An 18,837-nucleotide genomic window follows, 5' to 3' on the forward strand; every position below is an offset into this window, starting at 1 on the left:
GTCCACCGCGGCCCGCCGCAACACCGGCGCATCCAGCGCAAGGAACATCCATGAACGAACCGTCACCCATTCATCCGTCAACGGTCCCCGGCGCAGCTGCCGAAGCCGATATCCGCACCCGTTTCCGTGGCCTGCGGGCCCACGCCGGTCCGCAAGTGGCCGTCACGGTGCTGCACATCGGCGCCGAACACACGGCCATTGCCACCGGGCAGGGCGACGAGGCTTCCGGCGTGCTGGTGCTGGACATTGGCGCGCACAAGACGGCGCGGCAATTTTTCAAGCGCAGCCCGCCCACGCCGCTGGAGATGGAACACGCCATTGCCACCGTGGAAGACGAGGTGATCCGCGCGGTACCGGTGCTGGCGCCGGGCACTGCCTTGCTGTGCGCCGACGCGCTGGTGCGCGAGGTGGCCCTGCTGGCAGGGCTGGCGCCGGGTGAGTGCATGGTGATGCCGCTCGATGCCATGGAACGCGTGTTCGAGCGCCTGGCCGCCGTGGCCGAAGGGCGCCCGGCCGTGCGCGAGGGTTTGCCGCAAGGCACCGATTTCGCCGCTGCGCTGCTGATCCTGCGCGAGTTCATGCACCACCTGCGGTTTGGGGCGATCACCGTGGTGGCGTGACGACGGCACGGGGTCTTTCGATCCATGGGGTCTGGTGGCCGGGGTAGAGTCGCACGTCCGTATGTGTTCCTTTTGTTTCCGCCAGAGCCTGCCCATGATGAATTGCCCGCGCCGCCCCCTGCGCACCCTGTTGTCGCTACTGTGGGGGGCCACCCTGGGCGCATGTGCCCTCGTTGCCGCGCCAGCCGGCGCTGCGCCCGAAATCCCCGCCACAGATGCCAGCGCCATGGCGCCCCGCGTGCTGGCCTGCACCACCTGCCATGGCAAGCAAGGCCGCGCCACGCAAGACGGCTACTTTCCGCGCATCGCGGGCAAGCCGGAGGGCTACCTCTACAACCAGCTGGTCAATTTCCGGGACGGGCGGCGCAGCTACCCGCAGATGACTTACCTCATCGAGCACCTCACGGACGGCTATCTGCGCGAGATCGCCACCCACTTCGCCGCGCTGGAGGTGCCCTATGCGCCGCCCCCCGCGCCCCAGGCTGCGCCGCAGGTGCTGGAGCGCGGGCGCCTGCTGGTGCAGCAGGGCGATGCGGCGCGCCAGTTGCCTGCCTGCGTGCAGTGCCACGGCCCGGCGCTGACGGGGCTCAGCCCGTCGATTCCCGGCTTGCTGGGCCTGCCGCGTGACTACCTCAACAGCCAGCTCGGGGCCTGGCAGACCGGCCAGCGCCGCGCGCAGGCCCCCGATTGCATGGCGGCCATTGCCCGCCAGCTTTCACCGGAAGAGGTGAGTGCCGTATCGGCCTGGCTGGCGGCCCAGCCGGTGCCCGGCGGCGGCAAGCCGGCCGAGCGGCTGACAGGGGCCATGCCCGTGCGCTGCGGCGGGGTGGATGGTGTGCCGGTGGCTGGCGCGGCGGCGCGCTGAAGGGGGCATGGCATGAAACGCATCCTCTGGACCATCTCTTCCACCATGGCCGCCCTGGGCCTGGGTGCCGCCGCACTGGTGGCGCTGAATTTGCGTGGCGAAGAACCGTTGACCACCAACGAAACCGTGCAAAGCACGCCGGAGCTGGTAAAGCGCGGCGCATACCTGGCCCGCGCCGGCAACTGCATGGCCTGCCACACCGTGCAGGGTGGCGCACCCTATGCGGGCGGGCGCGGCATCGATACGCCGTTTGGCGTCATCCACACGTCCAACCTCACGCCCGATAAGGCTACGGGCATCGGCAATTGGTCGGCCGCCGAGTTCTGGCGCGCGCTGCACAACGGCCGCTCCAGGGACGGGCGCCTGCTGTACCCGGCGTTTCCCTATACCAGCTACACGCAGGTGACGCGCGAGGATTCCGACGCCATCTACGCCTATCTGCAAAGCCTGCCTGCCGTGGCGCAGGCCAACCGGCCGCATGCGCTGCGCTTTCCGTACAACACGCAGGCCGCGCTGGGTGTGTGGCGCGCCCTGTTCTTCGTGCCCGGTGCGCCACCGGCTGAATCCACGCAAACGGCTGAGTACAACCGGGGCGCCTACCTGGTCAATGGCCTGGGCCATTGCGCTGCCTGCCACACGCCGCGCAATGCGCTGGGCGCCAGCAGCCAGGCGCAGGCCTTCAGCGGGGGGCTGATTCCGGTGCAGAACTGGTATGCCCCGGCCCTCAATGCCGCCGCCGAGGCGGGCGTGGCGCAGTGGCCGGTGGCGGACGTGGTGGCGCTGCTGAAAACCGGTGTGGCGCCGCAAGGCTCGGTCACCGGGCCCATGGCCGAGGTGGTGTTTCGCAGCACCCAGTACCTGAGCGATGCCGATGCCCAGGCGATCGCCGTGTACCTGCGGGCGCTGCCGCAGCAGGCCCCCGCTGCCCCGGCGGTGGTAAAGCCCTCGGCCGCCACGCTGGCGCGCGGGGGCAAGGTGTATGAGCAGCACTGCGCGCAATGCCATGGCGACAGCGGCGAGGGTCAGCCGGGGGCATTCCCGGCGCTGGCGGGCAACCGTGCCGTGGTGCTGCAAGACCCCACCAATCTGGTCCGCGTGGTGTTGCAGGGCGGCTATCTGCCGGCCACGGCGGGCAACCCGCGCCCGCATGGCATGCCGCCCTTCATGCAGGTGCTGGGCGACGAGGATGTGGCGGCCGTGAGCACCTTCGTGCGCAATGCCTGGGGCAACCAGGCCGGCGCAGTGGGTACCATCGGCGTCTACCGTGCCCGGGAGCGGCGCGGGTCTTGAAGGAGAACCCCCCGATGCACAGCCCGGCCGCGTTGCCCGAATCCCCCCCCGTGGCCCCTGGCAGCGGCTGGTGGGCGGTGTGCCTGTGCGCCAACTGGTGCGGCACCTGCCGCGACTACCGGCCCCTGTTCGACGAACTGGCCAGGGCGCACCCGCAAATGCGCTTTGAGTGGGTGGACATCGAGGACGAGGCCGACCTGGCCGGGGATCTGGATGTGGAGACCTTTCCCACCTTGCTGATCGCCGATGGCGCGACGGCGCGCTTCCTGGGCCCGCTGCTGCCGCAGGCCCCCGTGCTGGCGCGCCTGCTGGCCAGCCTGCAGGCCGCCACACCTGGGGGCGGGGCAGGCGCTGAAGCGCAGGCAGTGTTCGAGCGTGTGCGCGCAGCGCGCAGCGCCTAGTTGCCTGGATCTGGGGCAACCGGGGCTCTTGCGGGCCCACCAGTGCGGATCGTTTATTCCTGTTTTGATAGCTGTCAGCGCCTATTTTTAAAGCGCTAGAGGCAGTTTTCGTTTGATTTTCCTATGGCACACCCACTGTGGTTCCACCTTCCATCGCTGCAGGCCCAGTGCGACAAGGGCGCCTGGTCGCGCGGCATGGATCTCCATTGCCGGGCGGGCGTGGTCCGCATCGACAGCGAACCCGATGGGGAGGGCCGCTGGCGGATCGAGGGCGAGGTGCAGGGCAGCCTGTCCATGCCTTATCAGGTGTCGGCAGAGCTGGCCATTGCGCCCAATGGGCAGGTCACGCAGTGGTCGGGCGACTGCACTTGCCCCGTGGGCGTGGATTGCAAGCATGCCATCGCGTTGACTCTGCGGGCCGCGCAGGACAACCCGGCGCAAGGTCAGATTTCAGTCCCCGCCGTCGATGCCCTGAAAGCGCTGCAGGAGCGCAAGCAGGCCTCGGCGCGCGCCGAGGCCGACGCGCGGCTGGTGCGCTGGCTGCAGGACTGGGACCGTGCTGCAGGCGAACCTGATTCGTCCATCCCGGGCGCACGGCCGGATCGGCCCGAAAACTACCTGTACCTGGCCTCCATCGTGGGGCTGCCGTGCGCGGCCTCGAAGGCCCTGCCGCAGATGCAGCTGGAGGCGGTGGTGTCCTACCCCAAGCTCACCGGCGGCTGGGCCAAGCCCCGACAAATCCGCACCCAGCCCGGCCCCGGGCAGGCGGTCTATGACCGCGCCAGCGACGCCGATCGCCAGGTGCTGCAACTGCTGCGCGCCATGCCGCGCGGCATGGCTTACTACTCGGCCTACAGCGCAGCGCCGGTGGCGGTGCTGGAAGGAACTGTGGGCGTGCTGGCGCTGCAGCAGGCGGCCAGCACCGGCCGCCTGTTTGCCGATGCAGGGGGCTCCACCGTGGGTGCCCCGCTGCGCTGGGGTGACCCTTTGCCCATCACCTGGGCATGGCGCGAGGTCACGCCTGCCGCCGGGGGCGAAAGTTCCTGGGCCCTGGGCGCCAGCCTGCCAGGCGCTTCGGCCATGCTGTGCAGCAACAGCCCCCCGCTGTACCTCGACGCCGCTCTCGGTGTGTGTGGCACGGTGCAGGCCGATGGCCTGAGCGCAGCCCAGCTGGCCCTGCTGCTCAAGGCACCGGCGCTGGACGCCGCAGCGCTGCAAAAGCACCGGGCCGAGCTTGCCAGCCGCCTGGGCGGTGTGCTGCCGTTGCCGCCGGTGCTGGGCCCGCTCACCCGCGTGCAGGGCATTGCGCCCGTGGCGCGCCTGCACCTGGCGCCCGTGCCGGCGGGTGAAGTGCCAGACCTGGGCCTCATCACCGCCCGGCTGCGCTTCGACTACCAGGGCCATGTGGGCTGGTGGGCCGGGCAGGCGCTGGACATGCTGGTGACAGCGGAGGACGGCGGCCAGGTGCTGCTGCAGCGCGATCCCAGGGCCGAGCTCGGCGCCATCGAGCGGCTGATGGCGCTGGGCTTGCTGGCCACCGACGACGGCCTGTTCGGCATCCCCGGCGAACGCCCGCAGCACGACTGGATGCACTGGGCCGACAACGGTTTCGGGGTGCTGCGAGACGCGGGCTTCGCCGTCACATTGGATGCGGCGCTGACCGGCTGGATCACGCATGCCGACACGCTGGATGTGGCGCTGCAGCCCGACGGCGGGGAGGAGGCCACCTCGCCCTGGTTTGCGCTGTCGCTGGGCATGGAGATCGATGGTGTGCGCCACAACATCCTGCCGTGGCTGCCCGACCTGATTGCCGCTGCAGCGGCCCAGCCGCCGGACCCCGCCACCGGCCTGCCCCAGCTGCCGCCGCATGTGTATCTGCCGGCACAGGGGGGGACCGGTTTTGTGCGCCTGCCCACCGATGCGTTGCGGCCCTGGCTGGCTGCGCTGCTCGACCTGGTGGGTGACCGGGCCCATGATTTCAATGGCGACCACCTCCGGCTTGCGCGCATGGACGTCCTGCGCACCAGTGCCGCGCTGGGCGAGGGGGCGGTGTGGGAGGGGGCGGACACCTTGCGCGCCATGGTGGCGCAGCTGCGGGGTGCCATGGCGTTGCCCGAAGTGCCATTGCCCGCCAGCGTGCACGCCACGCTGCGGCCCTACCAGCAGCAGGGCCTGAACTGGCTGCAGTTCCTGCGCGCCCACGGCCTGGCCGGTGTGCTGGCCGACGACATGGGCCTGGGCAAAACCTTGCAGGCCCTGGCGCATATCCAGGTGGAAAAAGAGGCGGGGCGCCTGATGCACCCCGCACTCATCATTGCGCCCGTGAGCCTGCTGGGCAACTGGCAGCGCGAGGCGGCGCGGTTTTGCCCGGACCTGCGCAGCCTGGTGCTGCATGGCGCGGGCCGGCATGGGACGGCCGATGCGGTGGCCGAGCACGATCTGGTCATCGCGCCGTATTCGCTGCTGCAGCGCGACCGCGAGCGCTGGCTGGCGCAGCCCTGGCACCTGGTGGTGCTCGACGAGGCGCAGAACATCAAGAATGCCAGCACGCAGGCCGCGCAGGTGGTCAGCCAGTTGAATGCGCGCCACCGGCTGTGCCTGTCCGGCACGCCCCTGGAAAACCACCTGGGCGAGGTCTGGAGCCTGTTTCACTTTCTGATGCCCGGTTTTCTGGGCAGCCAGCAGCGCTTCAGGGAGCTGTTTCGCAATCCCATTGAAAAACTGGGTGACAGCGCCCGCATGGCACAGCTGCGTGCGCGCATCACACCGTTCCTGCTGCGCCGCACCAAGGCGCTGGTGGCCGGCGAGTTGCCGCCCAAGATCGAGACCGTGATGCCGGTGGAACTGACCGGCGCGCAGGCCGATCTGTACGAAACCATCCGCCTGGGCATGGAGAAGACCGTGCGGGAAGCCTTGCAGTCCAAGGGGCTGGCCAAGTCGCAGATCACCATCCTCGATGCGCTGCTCAAGCTGCGCCAGGTCTGCTGCGACCCGCAGCTGCTGCCGCTGGATGCCGCCAGGAAGGTCAAGACCTCGGCCAAGCTGGAGCAGTTGATGGCGCTGCTGCCTGAAATGCTGGCCGAGGGGCGGCGCATTTTGCTGTTCTCGCAATTCACCAGCATGCTCACCCTGATCGAGGCCGAGTTGAAAAAGCGCAAGCTGCCCTGGGTCAAGCTCACGGGGCAGAGCCAAAAGCGCGATGCCATCATTGAGCAGTTCACCAGCGGGCAGGTGCCGTTGTTCCTGGTCAGCCTGAAAGCAGGCGGGGTGGGGCTGAACCTGCCGCAGGCCGACACGGTGATCCACTTCGACCCCTGGTGGAACCCTGCCGTTGAAGCCCAGGCCACCGACCGTGCCCACCGCATCGGCCAGACGCAGAGCGTGTGGGTGATCAAGCTGGTGGCGCAGGGCACCATAGAGGAGCGGATTTTGGCGCTGCAAGAACGCAAGGCCCAACTGGCGGGCAGCCTCTACAGCGGGTCTGCGGCGCGCAGGGAGCCGCTGTTCACCGAGACCGACCTGGCGGAGTTGCTGCAACCGCTATCACTGTCATAGCTGCCTGCACTGATTGTGCTTGCGCTGAGCACATTTTTTGTGGCAAAACCGTGAGCGGTTGGCATGCGCAGGCTGTGGCGAATCGCAGGCAACAGTTTTGGCCCGATTCGTCTTTGCAAATCAATGCTTTACGCGCTACAATATGAATCTCACGACCAAACGGGCGGGTACCTACCGCCCGTTTTTTTTGGTCGAATGCTTTTGGAGCTCGAAGCTGTCGGGGAGGGTCTCCGGGGGTTATCGGGTTTTTTGTTTTGGACTTACGCAAACAAGGATGCGCCCAGGGTGCTTCCATGGGGCAGGCGATTGGCTTGTTCCTCATTGCGTAAGTCGTGTTGTTTTTCCGGGATTGAACTGAACACGTGGCACTACAGCAAGTCGTTGAACAAATTGTGACGGGTCTGGGCTATGACCTGGTGGAGATCGAGCGCTCTGCCGGTGGTTTGCTGCGTGTCACCATCGACTTGCCTTGGGTGCAGCCGGCCGCCGATGCGCCGGAGCCCGCAGTGGATCAGTTTGTCACGGTCGAAGACTGCGAGAAAGTCACCCGCCAGCTGCAGTTTGCGCTGGAGGTGGATGGGGTCGAATACAAGCGGCTGGAGGTCTCCTCGCCCGGCATTGATCGCCCGTTGCGCCATGAGCAGGATTTCGTGCGTTTTGCAGGCGCGGTCATTGACCTCACCCTGAAAGCCCCCATTGGCGCTGCGGCAGCCGGGCAGGTCAACGCCACCCGCAAGAAATTTCGCGGCACCCTGGAGCGTGCCGAATCGGGCGGATGGCAGATCGTCTGGAGTGATGAGCCAGCTGCCAAGCCTGGTCAGAAAATCAGCAAAAAGCGTGTGCCAGCCCCGTTGCAGGCGCTGGGTTTTACGCTGGATGAGCTCAGGGATGCCCGGTTGGCGCCCATTGTGGATTTCAAGGGGCGGGGGGCGAAGGCTGGTCAGGTACCGGGCTGAGTCGCTGGATGGTTTGGAGTGGGTGGGCGCTGTTGGCAGCTGCCGCCTGCGGGTGATAGAAACAGGAGAGTCGTCGCATGAATCGCGAATTGTTGATGTTGGTTGAGGCCATTTCGCGCGAGAAGAACGTGGAGCGCGATGTGGTCTTGGGCGCCGTGGAATCGGCCCTGGCCCAGGCTACCAAGAAGCTGTACCAGGGCGAGGTGGACATTCGCGTGTCCGTCGATCGCGACAGCGGCAACTATGAGACTTTCCGTCGCTGGCTGGTCGTGCCGGACGAGGCGGGTCTGCAGAACCCCGAAGCCGAAGAGCTGCTGATGGACGCCAGGGAGCGCATCGCGGACATCGAGGTCGGGGAATACATCGAAGAAGGTGTCGAGTCGGTGCCGATCGGCCGCATTGGCGCCATGGCCGCCAAGCAGGTCATCCTGCAGAAGATCCGCGACGCCGAGCGCGAGATGCTGCTCAACGACTTCATGTCGCGCGGCGAGCGCATCTTCACCGGCACGGTCAAGCGCATGGACAAGGGCGACCTCATTGTCGAATCCGGTCGCGTGGAAGGCCGCCTGCGCCGCGGCGAGATGATCCCCAAGGAAAACCTGCGCAGCGGTGACCGCGTGCGCGCCATGATCATGGAAGTGGACCTGACCCTGCGCGGCGCCCCCATCATCCTGTCGCGTTCGGCCCCCGAGTTCATGATCGAACTCTTTCGCCAGGAGGTGCCCGAGATCGAACAGGGCCTGCTGGAGATCAAGTCCTGCGCCCGTGACCCCGGCTCGCGCGCCAAGATTGCCGTGCTGAGCCACGACAAGCGCGTGGACCCCATCGGCACCTGCGTCGGCGTGCGTGGCACGCGCGTCAATGCCGTGACCAACGAGCTCGCTGGCGAGCGCGTGGACATCGTGCTGTGGTCCGAGGACCCCGCCCAGTTCGTGATCGGTGCACTGGCCCCGGCCAACGTGTCCTCCATCGTGGTCGATGAGGAAAAGCACGCCATGGATGTGGTGGTGGACGAGGAAAACCTTGCCATCGCCATTGGCCGTGGTGGTCAGAACGTGCGTCTGGCCTCCGATCTGACCGGCTGGAAGATCAACATCATGGACGCCGCCGAGTCGGCCCAGAAGCAGGCCAACGAGTCCGACACGGCCCGCCGCCTGTTCATGGAAAAGCTCGATGTGGACGAGGAAATCGCCGACATCCTGATCTCCGAAGGTTTCAACAGCCTGGAAGAAGTGGCCTATGTGCCGCTGCAGGAAATGCTGGAAATCGAAAGCTTCGACGAAGACACGGTGAACGAATTGCGTGCACGCGCCAAGGATGCGCTGCTCACCATGGAAATCGCCCGCGAGGAAAGCGTTGGCGAGGTCTCGCAGGATCTGCGCGACCTTGAGGGCCTCACACCCGAGCTGATTGCCAAGCTGGCAGAAAACGGTGTGCACACGCGTGACGACCTGGCCGATCTGGCCATTGATGAACTGACCGACCTGACCGGACAGTCCGCAGAAGATGCCAAAGCCCTGATCATGAAGGCACGCGAACACTGGTTCGCAGGGCAAGAGTAAGGTCAGGGAGGCACGAACCACATATGTCCAGTAATACTGTCGCCGAGTTTGCAACCGAACTCAAGAAATCACCTGAAATCCTGCTTGATCAGCTCAAGGCTGCGGGCGTGGGCAAGGCTGCCCCTTCCGACGCATTGACCGAGTCGGACAAGCAAAAGCTGCTGGCCTATCTGCAGGCCAGCCATGGCACGGCCTCGGCCGATCGCAAGAAGATCACGCTGGTGAAGAAGTCCACCAGCGAGATCAAGCAGGCCGACGCCACCGGCAAGGCACGCACGATCCAGGTGGAAGTGCGCAAGAAGCGCACGTTCATCCAGCGTGATGAAGGTGTCGAGGCGGCTGCCGAGTCCACAGAATCCATGGCAGAAGCAACGGCTGCGGCCGTGTCCAGCGAAGACATTGAACTGGCCCGCCGTGAGGAAGAGGCCAGCCGCCAGGCCGAGCTGATTCGCCGCCAGGAGGCCGAACTGGCCGCAAAGCGCGCCGAGCGCGAAGCCCGTGAACAGCGCGAGCGCGAAGCCGAAGAGCGCGCCGCCGCATACGCCGCCCAGGAGGCCAGCAAGAAGGCCCAGGCCTCGGCCGTCAAGCAGGAGGCTACCCGCGAGCAGGCTGCTGAAGCGGCTGCGCGCATTGCGGCACAGAACGAAGCACGCGAGAAGGCGGCTGCGGAATCTAAAGCCCGCTCTGACGAGGAAGCGGCCCGCGCTGCGGATCTCGATGCACGTCGCCGCAAGGCCGAAGCAGAAGCTGCTGCCATCCGCTCCATGATGGCCACGCCCAAGAAGGCGGTCATGGTGGCCAAGAAACCGGAAGAGCCCAAGCCCGTTGCCAAGCCTGCGGCCGTGGGGGACGCCAAGAAAGGCACGCTGCACAAGCCTGCCGTGGGGGCTGGTGCGGGCGCGCGTCCGGGCACGCCTGCTGCTCCGGGGGCTGCCGCCGGCAAGGAAGTCAAGTCGGCCAAGCTGTCTTCCAGCTGGGCCAATGACACGGCCAAGAAAAAGGAAATCAAGACCCGCGGCGACAGCAGCGGCGGTGTCGGTCGCAACAACTGGCGTGGTGGCCCGCGTGGCCGCCGTGGCGACAGCCGCGATCACCGCGACGACAACCACCAGCAGTCCGCTCCGGTGGAAGCGCGCACCATTGAAGTGCATGTGCCTGAAACCATCACGGTGGCCGAACTGGCGCACAAGATGTCCATCAAGGCTTCCGAGGTCATCAAGGCGCTGATGAAGATGGGCCAGATGGTCACCATGAACCAGCCGCTGGACCAGGACACCGCCATGATCGTGGTGGAAGAAATGGGCCACAAGGCCGTGGTGGCGGCGCTGGACGATCCGGAAGCCTTCACCGACGAGGATTCGGCGCAGCAGGACGTGGCCGTTCTGCCGCGCGCGCCGGTCGTCACCGTGATGGGTCACGTCGATCACGGCAAGACCTCGCTGCTGGACTACATCCGCCGTGCCAAGGTCGCCTCGGGCGAGGCGGGCGGCATCACGCAGCACATCGGCGCCTACCACGTGGAAACGCCACGCGGCATGATTTCGTTCCTCGATACCCCGGGTCACGAGGCTTTCACGGCCATGCGTGCCCGTGGCGCCCAGGCCACCGACATCGTGATCCTGGTGGTGGCGGCCGACGACGGCGTCATGCCCCAGACCAAGGAAGCCATCAAGCACGCCAAGGCGGCGGGCGTTCCTATCGTGGTGGCGATCACCAAGGCCGACAAGCCCGATGCCAACCCCGACCGCGTCAAGCAGGAGCTCGTGGTGGAAGAGGTGGTTCCCGAGGAGTACGGTGGCGATTCGCCTTTCGTGCCGGTGTCTTCCAAGACCGGCATGGGCATCGACACGCTGCTGGAACAGGTGCTGCTGCAAGCCGAAGTGCTGGAACTCAAGGCCCCCGTCGATTCGCTGGCCAAGGGCCTGGTGATCGAGGCCAAGCTCGACAAGGGCCGCGGCCCTGTGGCGACCGTGCTGGTGCAGTCCGGTACCCTGAAGGTGGGCGACGTGGTGCTGGCGGGCCAGACCTATGGCCGTGTGCGCGCCATGCTCGATGAGAGCGGCAGGGTCGCCAAGACGGCGGGTCCGTCGATCCCGGTTGAAATCCAGGGTCTGACCGAAGTGCCGCAGGCTGGTGACGATTTCATGGTGCTGACCGATGAGCGCCGTGCGCGCGAAGTCGCCACCTACCGCGCCGGCAAGTTCCGCAACACCAAGCTGGCCAAGCAGCAGGCGGCCAAGCTGGAGAACATGTTTGCCGACATGACGGCGGGCGAAGTGAAGATGCTGCCCATCATCGTCAAGGCCGATGTGCAGGGTTCGCAGGAGGCGCTGGCCCAGTCGCTGCTCAAGCTGTCGACGGATGAAGTCAAGGTGCAGCTGGTGTATGCCGCCGTGGGCGCCATCAGCGAGTCCGATATCAACCTGGCGATTGCTTCCAAGGCCATCGTGATCGGCTTCAACGTGCGTGCCGATGCCGGTGCGCGCAAGCTCGCCGAGAGCAATGGTGTGGATCTGCACTACTACAGCATCATCTATGACGCCGTCGATGAGCTGAAGGTGGCGATGTCCGGCATGCTGGCCCCCGAGCAGCGCGAGGAAATCATCGGCACGGCCGAGATCCGCACCGTGTTCGTGGCGTCCAAGATCGGTACCGTTGCGGGTTCGTACATCACGTCCGGCATGGTGCACCGCAACGCCAAGTTCCGCCTGTTGCGCGACAACGTGGTGGTCTACACCGGCGACGTCGATTCGGTCAAGCGTCTCAAGGACGATGTCAAGGAAGTCAAGGAAGGTTTTGAGTGCGGTATCAAGCTCAAGAACTACAACGACATCAAGGAAGGTGATCACCTCGAATTCTTTGATATCAAGGAAATCGCGCGGACGCTGTAAGGCTACGACGACTCTATGGCAGCGAAGAAATCCTCCACCCCCAACCGCGCCTTCAAGGTGGCCGATCAGATCCAGCGCGATCTGACGGAGCTGATCGCGCGCGAGTTGAAAGACCCGCGCGTGGGCATGGTGACGCTGCAGGGCGTGGAGGTCACCCCCGATTACGCCCACGCCAAGGTGTTCTTCAGCCTGCTGACGGGTGACCCTGTGGAAACGCAGGCAGCGCTCAACCAGGCGGCAGGTTTCCTGCGCAATGGGCTGTTCAAGCGCCTGCACATCCACACGGTGCCCACGCTGCATTTTGTGTTTGACCGCACTTCCGAGCGTGCCGCCGACATGAATGCCTTGATTGCCAAGGCCGTTTCCTCGCGCGCCAAGGACGACTGACCATGAACGCGCCACGCACCAGGGTGCAGCGGCGCCCTGTGCATGGGGTGTTGCTGCTCGATAAACCGCTCGGCCTGTCGAGCAACGACGCCTTGCAAAAGGTGAAGTGGCTGCTGCGTGCGGAAAAGGCGGGCCATACCGGCACGCTGGATCCTCTGGCCACCGGTGTATTGCCGCTGTGCTTTGGCGCCGCCACCAAGTTCAGCCAGCTGCAGCTGGATGCCCCCAAAACCTATGAAGCCGTGGCGCTGCTGGGTGCCACGACGACCACCGGCGACGCCGAGGGTGACGTGGTCGAGCGGTGTGAGGTGCTGCCGGAGCAGGTGACGCCAGAGCGCTTGGCGGCTGTGCAGCAGCAGTTCACCGGCCCCATCCGCCAGGTGCCGCCGATGCACAGCGCGCTCAAGAAGGACGGCAAGGCGCTGTACGAATATGCACGCGCCGGTGTCACGCTGGAGCGTGAAGCGCGCGATGTGGTGATCCATGCACTCAAGCTGACGCTGGTGCAGACGGATCAAGCGCATCTAGCTATCAAAATAATAGTAACCTGCAGCAAAGGCACGTACATCCGTACCCTGGGTGAAGACATCGGTGCGGCACTGGGCTGCGGTGCGCACCTGACCTTTCTGCGCCGCATCGACACCGGCGGGCTGGGGTTGGAGCGCTGCGTCACGCTGGCGCAGCTCGAAGCCATGCCCGAGGCAGAACGCCTGGCCAGCCTGGAGGCGCCCGAGTCGCTGCTGGCACAACACATGCGTGTCACGCTGGACGGTGAGAATGCAGCCCGATTCCTGTCGGGCGTGCGTCGCCGTGGCAACTGGCCCGATGCCAGTGCCGTGGCGGTGTTTGGCGAGAGTCCCCCGGCGCTGCTGGGGGTGGGCCACATCGTGGGCGGGGAGCTGGTGCCGGACAGGCTCCTGAGTCCGCTGGAAATTCAACAAATCTTGGAAAGCACGCCGCGTTCCGCGTCCATGGCGCACAGCGGCATATTGGAAAAACTATGACGAAACAAATCCGCAACATCGCCATCATCGCCCACGTTGACCATGGCAAAACCACCATGGTCGACCAGCTGCTGCGCCAGTCCGGCACCTTTGCCGACCACGAAAAGGTCGTCGATACCGTGATGGACAACAACGCCATTGAAAAAGAGCGTGGCATCACCATCCTGGCCAAGAACTGCGCCGTGAGCTGGAAAGGCACGCACATCAACATCGTGGACACCCCCGGCCACGCGGACTTTGGCGGTGAAGTGGAGCGTGCCCTGTCCATGGTGGACAGCGTGGTGCTGCTGATCGACGCGCAGGAAGGCCCCATGCCCCAGACGCGTTTCGTGACCAAGAAGGCCCTGGCCCTGGGCCTGCGCCCCATCCTGGTGGTGAACAAGGTGGACAAGCCCGGTGCCAACCCCGACAAGGTGGTGAACGCTGCGTTCGACCTGTTCGACAAGCTGGGCGCTACCGATGAGCAGCTGGACTTCCCCGTGGTGTACGCCTCGGGCATCAACGGCTGGTCGTCGCTGGAAGAAGGCGCGCCCGGCGAGCAGTGGGGTCCCGACATGTCGGCCCTGTTCGACACCATCCTGAAGCACGTGCCACCGAACACGGGCAACCCAGACGCTCCGCTGCAACTGCAGATCTCGGCACTCGATTTCTCCACCTTCGTGGGCCGCATCGGCGTGGGCCGCATCAGCCAGGGCACCTTGAAACCCATGATGGACGTGGTCGTCATGGAAGGCCCAGGCGGCAAGGCTGTCAAGGGCCGTGTCAACCAGGTGCTGACCTTCCAGGGGCTGGACCGCATGCAGACGCCGGTGGCAGGCCCTGGCGACATCGTGCTGATCAACGGCATCGAGGACATCGGCATCGGCGTGACCGTGACCGACCCCGCCAACCCCGCGCCCCTGCCCATGCTGAAGGTGGACGAGCCCACGCTGACCATGAACTTCTGCGTGAACACCTCGCCACTGGCAGGCCGTGAAGGCAAGTTCGTGACCAGCCGCCAGATCTGGGACCGCCTGCAAAAGGAACTGCAGCACAACGTGGCCCTGCGCGTGAACGAGACCGCCGAGGAAGGCATCTTCGAAGTGATGGGCCGTGGTGAACTGCACCTGACCATCCTCTTGGAGAACATGCGCCGCGAAGGCTACGAGCTGGCTGTGTCCAAGCCCCGCGTGGTGTTCAAGGACATCGACGGCGTCAAGCACGAGCCTATCGAACTGGTGACGGCCGACATCGAAGAAGGCCACCAGGGTGGCGTGATGCAGGCCCTGGGTGAGCGCAAGGGCGAGCTGGTGAACATGGAGTCCGACGGCCGTGGCCGCGTGCGCCTGGAGTACCGCATCCCGGCCCGTGGCCTGATCGGTTTCACCAACGAATTCCTGAACCTGACGCGTGGCTCGGGCCTCATCAGCAACATCTTCGACAGCTATGAGCCGCACAAGGGCGATATCGGCGGCCGCAAGAACGGCGTGCTGATCTCCATGGACGACGGTGAAATCTTCACCTATGCCCTGGGCAAGCTGGACGATCGTGGCCGCATGTTCGTGAAGGCCAACGACCCGGTGTACGAAGGCATGATCGTCGGCATCCACAGCCGCGACAACGACCTGGTGGTGAACGCCACGCGCACCAAGCAGCTGACCAACTTCCGCGTGAGCGGCAAGGAAGACGCGATCAAGATCACGCCTCCGATCGACCTCACGCTGGAATACGGTGTGGAGTTCATCGAGGATGACGAGCTGGTCGAGATCACGCCCAAGTCCGTGCGCCTGCGCAAGCGCTACCTGACCGAGAACGAGCGCAAGCGCGCTGGCCGCAGCTGATCTGCCATTCCCGGGGCCTGGGGCCTTGAAGGCGGCAGGTTCCGAGGGGCCACTGCAATGCAGTGGCCTTTTTGTCGTTTGAAGGTTTTCCGTTCAGCGCAATTTTCATGAAACTCACGCATTCCCGGGCTGTCGTGTTGATGCTTCTGGTCACGCTGCTGTGGTCCATGGCTGGCGTGGTGACGCGCCACCTGGAGCATGCGCGCAGCTTTGAAGTGACCTTCTGGCGCAGCTTTTTCACCGTGATCTCGCTGCTGGTGATCCTGCCTGCGGCGCAGGGGCGCGGTGTGTTGTCGGCCATGCGCCGCGGCGGCGCTGCACTGTGGCTCTCCGGCCTGTGCTGGGGCGTGATGTTCACCACCTTCATGGTCGCCATGATGCTCATACCGGTGGCGAATGTGCTGGTGACCATGGCGGCGGGGCCTCTGCTCACGGCCCTGTTTGCGCGCATCTTCATCGGGCACCGGATTGTGCTGCGCACCTGGGTGGCCATTGGCCTTGCCGGTGTGGGCATGGCGTGGATGTATGGCGCGCAGATGGCCGGGCTGCCGCTGGTGGGCACCCTGGTGGCCTTGTGCATACCGGTGGCGGCCGCTGCCAACTGGACCGTGGTCCAGTCCTCGCAGCAGCACGGCCACGCCGTGGACCTGGTGCCGGCGGTTCTGGTGGGTGCCGTGTTTTCGGCGCTGGCCACCTTGCCGCTGGCGTGGCCGTTTCAGGCCACGGGCCACGATATCCTGCTGCTGGCGTTGCTCGGGCTGTTTCAGCTGGCCATTCCGTGCGTGCTGGCGGTGCGCTGCGCACGCGTGCTCAAGGCGCCCGAAATGGCCTTGCTGGGCCTGCTGGAGGTTATCTTCGGCATCTTGCTGGCCTGGGCCGGTGCCGGGGAGCGCCCCGGTTCGGCCGTGCTGACCGGGGGGCTGCTGGTGGTTGGCGCCCTGGTGCTCAACGAGTTTTTAGCTTGGAAGGAACAAAAATGACGGAGATGACAATGCAGATGTCGAGTGAGGTGCTGAGCGAGGTGCGGGGCCAGGTGGGCTTCATTACATTGAACCGCCCGCGGGCGCTCAACGCGCTGTCCTTGGGCATGGTGCGGGATCTCATGGCCACCCTGCTGGCCTGGAAGGACGACGCGCGCGTGCTGGCCGTGGCCATCCGTGGCAGCAACAAGGAGGGCCCGTTCGGGGCCTTTTGCGCGGGCGGCGACATCCGTTTTCTGCACCAGGCGGGCAGCCAGGGCAATCCGCTGCTCGAAGACTTCTTCACCGAGGAATATGCGCTCAACCACCTGATCCACAACTACGGCAAGCCCTACATCGCCTTCATGGATGGGATCGTCATGGGCGGCGGCATGGGCATCAGCCAGGGCGCAGCCCTGCGCGTGGTGACCGAGCGCACCAAGATGGCCATGCCCGAGACGGCGATTGGCCTGTTTCCCGACGTGGGTGGTGGCTATTTCCTGAGCCGCTGCCCTGGCCGCGTGGGCGAGTGGCTGGCCCTGACCGGCGACACCATTGGCGCCGGTGACGCCATCGCCTTCGGCCTGGCTGACGGCTGCCTGCCGCTGGATGCACAGGCCACGGTCTGGGATGCCCTGGGCGCGCAGACCTTTGCCGACGGTGCCGCCGTGAAGGCCTTTGTTGCTTCTAAAACGGTAGCTGCTGACGAAAAACTGGCGGGCGTCAGAGGCCAGATCGATCAGTATTTTTCGCTGGGCAGCGTGGCCGCCATCACGGCCGCCCTGGACGCTGCAGACAGCGAATGGGCGCGCAGCACGGCGGCCACGCTGCGCAAGCGCTCGCCGCTGATGCTGCATGTGGTGCTGGAGCAGATCCGCCGTGCGCGCGGCATGGGCCTGGCCGATGATCTGCGCATGGAGCGCGACATGGTGCGCCACTGCTTTTTCCTGCGCGCCGGCCAGAGCGAGACGGTGGAAGGCATCCGTGCCCTGGCGGTGGACAAGGACCACGCACCCCAATGGAATCCTGCGCGCATCGAAGACGTGACGCCGGAGATGGTGGCCCCGTTCTTTGCCAGCCCCTGGCCTGTCCACGCGCATCCCCTGGCCGCGCTGCGCTGACGGGCGCGCGGCGCTGGGTGCGCTTTTGCCAAGGCGGGCGCCTCGCTTCAGAGCTGCTGGTGCACCGCAGTGGCCAGCGCCTGCAGTGCGGGGCGGGGAATCTGCCCACTGAGCGCATAGCCAAAGCCCTGATCCGTCCAGTAAAAACCGGAGACAGTGCCTTCCTGGGTGAAGCGAAAGGCGGTCTCGGAATGCGTGGGTTGGGTCGCTGGCGCCAGCGCACCCAGGTACAGCGTGACGCGTTCGCCTGCGCTGTTCTGGTACATGAATTGCGCGCGTGCGCCGGTATCACCGGGCAGCAGCCGCCCCCCCACCAGATCGTAGCCCTGTGCCGTCAGCACCGGCACTTTCAGGGGGCGCCCCAAGCGCTTGGAAAGCCATTGCACCAGATGCTCCTGCTGGGCGGCCGGCACCTCCACGGGATGGCGCTGCTCGGGCTGGTACACGGCATGGGCCATGGCGGCCTGCACCGCAAATCGCTGCTGGGGTGTGCCTGCATTCAGGGCCAGAAGGCCATTGGGTGCCGCCGCCGGCCACTGGCTGCGGCCTGCCCATCCCAGTGCAAACGCCACCAGCACCGAGGCCGCCATGCCGCCCCAGCGCCACCATTGGCGATGCCGCTCGGCCCTGCGCGCCGTGGCTTGCGCAAGCGTCTGCAGCAGCGCATCCGGCACGGGCGTATCCAGCATGTCCTGGTGCAGGGCGCGCAACTGCCGGCGCTGGGCCTGCCATTGTGCGACAGTGGCTTGTGCCGGGGCATCGGCGGCCAGTTGCTGCTGCAGCGCCCGGGCGTCGGCGGGGGGCAGCCGGCCATCCACCAGTGCGTGCCACGCAGGGTCAGGGCCGGCAGGGAAGGGGGTGGTGTGGTCCATGGCAGAGGCCGGAATCATTTGAGGCGGCGCAGCACGGGTGGTTGGCCTGGCACGGGCGCGGGTGTGCGTTCCATGAGCGCGCGCAGGCGGCTACGTGCGCGTGACAGCCGCGACATGACGGTACCCATCGGAATGTCCAGAATGCGGGCAGTGTCCTCGTAGCTGAGGTCTTCCAGCGTCACCAGCAGCAGCACGGCGCGCTGCTCAGCAGGCAGGCGCTGCAGGCAGCGCTCCAGATCGAGCGCATCGTCCGACGGGCGTGCACTGGCCTGCAGGGTGTCCTGAACATCCTCCAGCTCCAGCCGCTGCAAGGAGGGCATGGCGCGGCGCTGGTTGAGGTACAGGTTGTGCATCAGGGTGAACAGCCAGGCGCGCAAATCACTGCCGCTGCGCCACAGCCGCCATTTGCTGCAGGCCCGCTCCAGCGTGTCCTGCACGAGATCGTCGGCCGCCCAGGAGTCGCCCGTCAGCACCCGGGCATAGCGGCGCAGGCCGGGAAGTTGCTCGACAACCTGGGTGCGGTCCATGGCGCGA

The 18,837-nt window shown here is 66.0% G+C and carries 15 protein-coding genes; 13 read left to right on the forward strand and 2 right to left on the reverse strand.

Features of this window, described 5'->3' with window-relative positions; genetic code table 11:
* Positions 1-50: 50 nt before the first annotated feature.
* From BLW02_RS01095 to BLW02_RS01155, 13 genes are all read left to right on the forward strand, one after another.
* Complete coding sequence (locus BLW02_RS01095; protein ID WP_202900055.1) at positions 51-620, forward strand: acetate and sugar kinases/Hsc70/actin family protein; 570 nt, start codon at positions 51-53, stop codon at positions 618-620.
* A 94-nt stretch (positions 621-714) separates the two neighbouring features.
* A complete protein-coding gene (locus BLW02_RS01100) occupies positions 715-1,485 on the forward strand; it encodes a c-type cytochrome (RefSeq protein WP_092696613.1) in 771 nt (256 codons plus the stop codon).
* Positions 1,486-1,497: 12 nt separating this feature from the next.
* Positions 1,498-2,775 (forward strand): cytochrome c, encoded by a 1,278-nt coding sequence (locus tag BLW02_RS01105; RefSeq protein WP_092696614.1) that lies wholly within the window; start codon positions 1,498-1,500, stop codon positions 2,773-2,775.
* A gap of 14 nt (positions 2,776-2,789) precedes the next feature.
* A complete protein-coding gene (locus BLW02_RS01110; RefSeq protein ID WP_092696615.1) occupies positions 2,790-3,176 on the forward strand; it encodes a thioredoxin family protein in 387 nt (128 codons plus the stop codon).
* Positions 3,177-3,371: 195 nt separating this feature from the next.
* The gene (locus BLW02_RS01115; RefSeq protein ID WP_092696740.1) at positions 3,372-6,731 is read left to right on the forward strand and encodes a DEAD/DEAH box helicase; all 3,360 of its coding nucleotides are present in this window, start codon (positions 3,372-3,374) and stop codon (positions 6,729-6,731) included.
* A 362-nt stretch (positions 6,732-7,093) separates the two neighbouring features.
* Entirely contained in the window at positions 7,094-7,687 is a 594-nt protein-coding gene (rimP, locus tag BLW02_RS01120; RefSeq protein WP_092696616.1) for a ribosome maturation factor RimP, read from the forward strand.
* A gap of 77 nt (positions 7,688-7,764) precedes the next feature.
* Positions 7,765-9,249, forward strand: a complete 1,485-nt coding sequence (gene nusA, locus BLW02_RS01125; RefSeq protein WP_092696617.1) for a transcription termination factor NusA — start codon at positions 7,765-7,767, stop codon at positions 9,247-9,249.
* A 23-nt stretch (positions 9,250-9,272) separates the two neighbouring features.
* Positions 9,273-12,140, forward strand: a complete 2,868-nt coding sequence (gene infB / locus BLW02_RS01130) for a translation initiation factor IF-2 (protein WP_092696618.1) — start codon at positions 9,273-9,275, stop codon at positions 12,138-12,140.
* A gap of 15 nt (positions 12,141-12,155) precedes the next feature.
* On the forward strand, positions 12,156-12,527 hold the full coding sequence (gene rbfA, locus BLW02_RS01135; protein ID WP_092696619.1) for a 30S ribosome-binding factor RbfA: 372 nt from the start codon (positions 12,156-12,158) through the stop codon (positions 12,525-12,527).
* Between the two features lie 2 nt (positions 12,528-12,529).
* Positions 12,530-13,531 (forward strand): tRNA pseudouridine(55) synthase TruB, encoded by a 1,002-nt coding sequence (truB, locus tag BLW02_RS01140; RefSeq protein WP_092696620.1) that lies wholly within the window; start codon positions 12,530-12,532, stop codon positions 13,529-13,531.
* Complete coding sequence (gene typA, locus BLW02_RS01145; protein WP_092696621.1) at positions 13,528-15,351, forward strand: translational GTPase TypA; 1,824 nt, start codon at positions 13,528-13,530, stop codon at positions 15,349-15,351. Before truB ends, typA begins: the two co-directional genes overlap by 4 nt.
* Positions 15,352-15,458: 107 nt before the next feature.
* A complete protein-coding gene (locus tag BLW02_RS01150) occupies positions 15,459-16,331 on the forward strand; it encodes a DMT family transporter (protein WP_092696741.1) in 873 nt (290 codons plus the stop codon).
* Positions 16,328-17,431, forward strand: coding sequence for an enoyl-CoA hydratase/isomerase family protein (locus BLW02_RS01155; RefSeq protein ID WP_092696622.1), 1,104 nt, complete (start codon positions 16,328-16,330; stop codon positions 17,429-17,431). The genes BLW02_RS01150 and BLW02_RS01155 overlap by 4 nt, the downstream gene beginning before the upstream one ends.
* Positions 17,432-17,478: 47 nt before the next feature.
* Here the strand turns inward: BLW02_RS01155 and BLW02_RS01160 are convergent, their stop codons facing one another.
* Together BLW02_RS01160 and BLW02_RS01165 are read right to left on the reverse strand one after the other, a co-directional pair.
* Entirely contained in the window at positions 17,479-18,303 is an 825-nt protein-coding gene (locus tag BLW02_RS01160) for an anti-sigma factor family protein (protein ID WP_092696623.1), read from the reverse strand.
* Between the two features lie 14 nt (positions 18,304-18,317).
* A complete protein-coding gene (locus BLW02_RS01165) occupies positions 18,318-18,830 on the reverse strand; it encodes a sigma-70 family RNA polymerase sigma factor (protein WP_092696624.1) in 513 nt (170 codons plus the stop codon).
* Between the last annotated feature and the right edge of the window lie 7 nt (positions 18,831-18,837).

It is taken from the genome of Acidovorax soli, from assembly GCF_900107605.1.
In the GTDB taxonomy this organism is placed as follows: domain Bacteria; phylum Pseudomonadota; class Gammaproteobacteria; order Burkholderiales; family Burkholderiaceae_C; genus Acidovorax; species Acidovorax soli.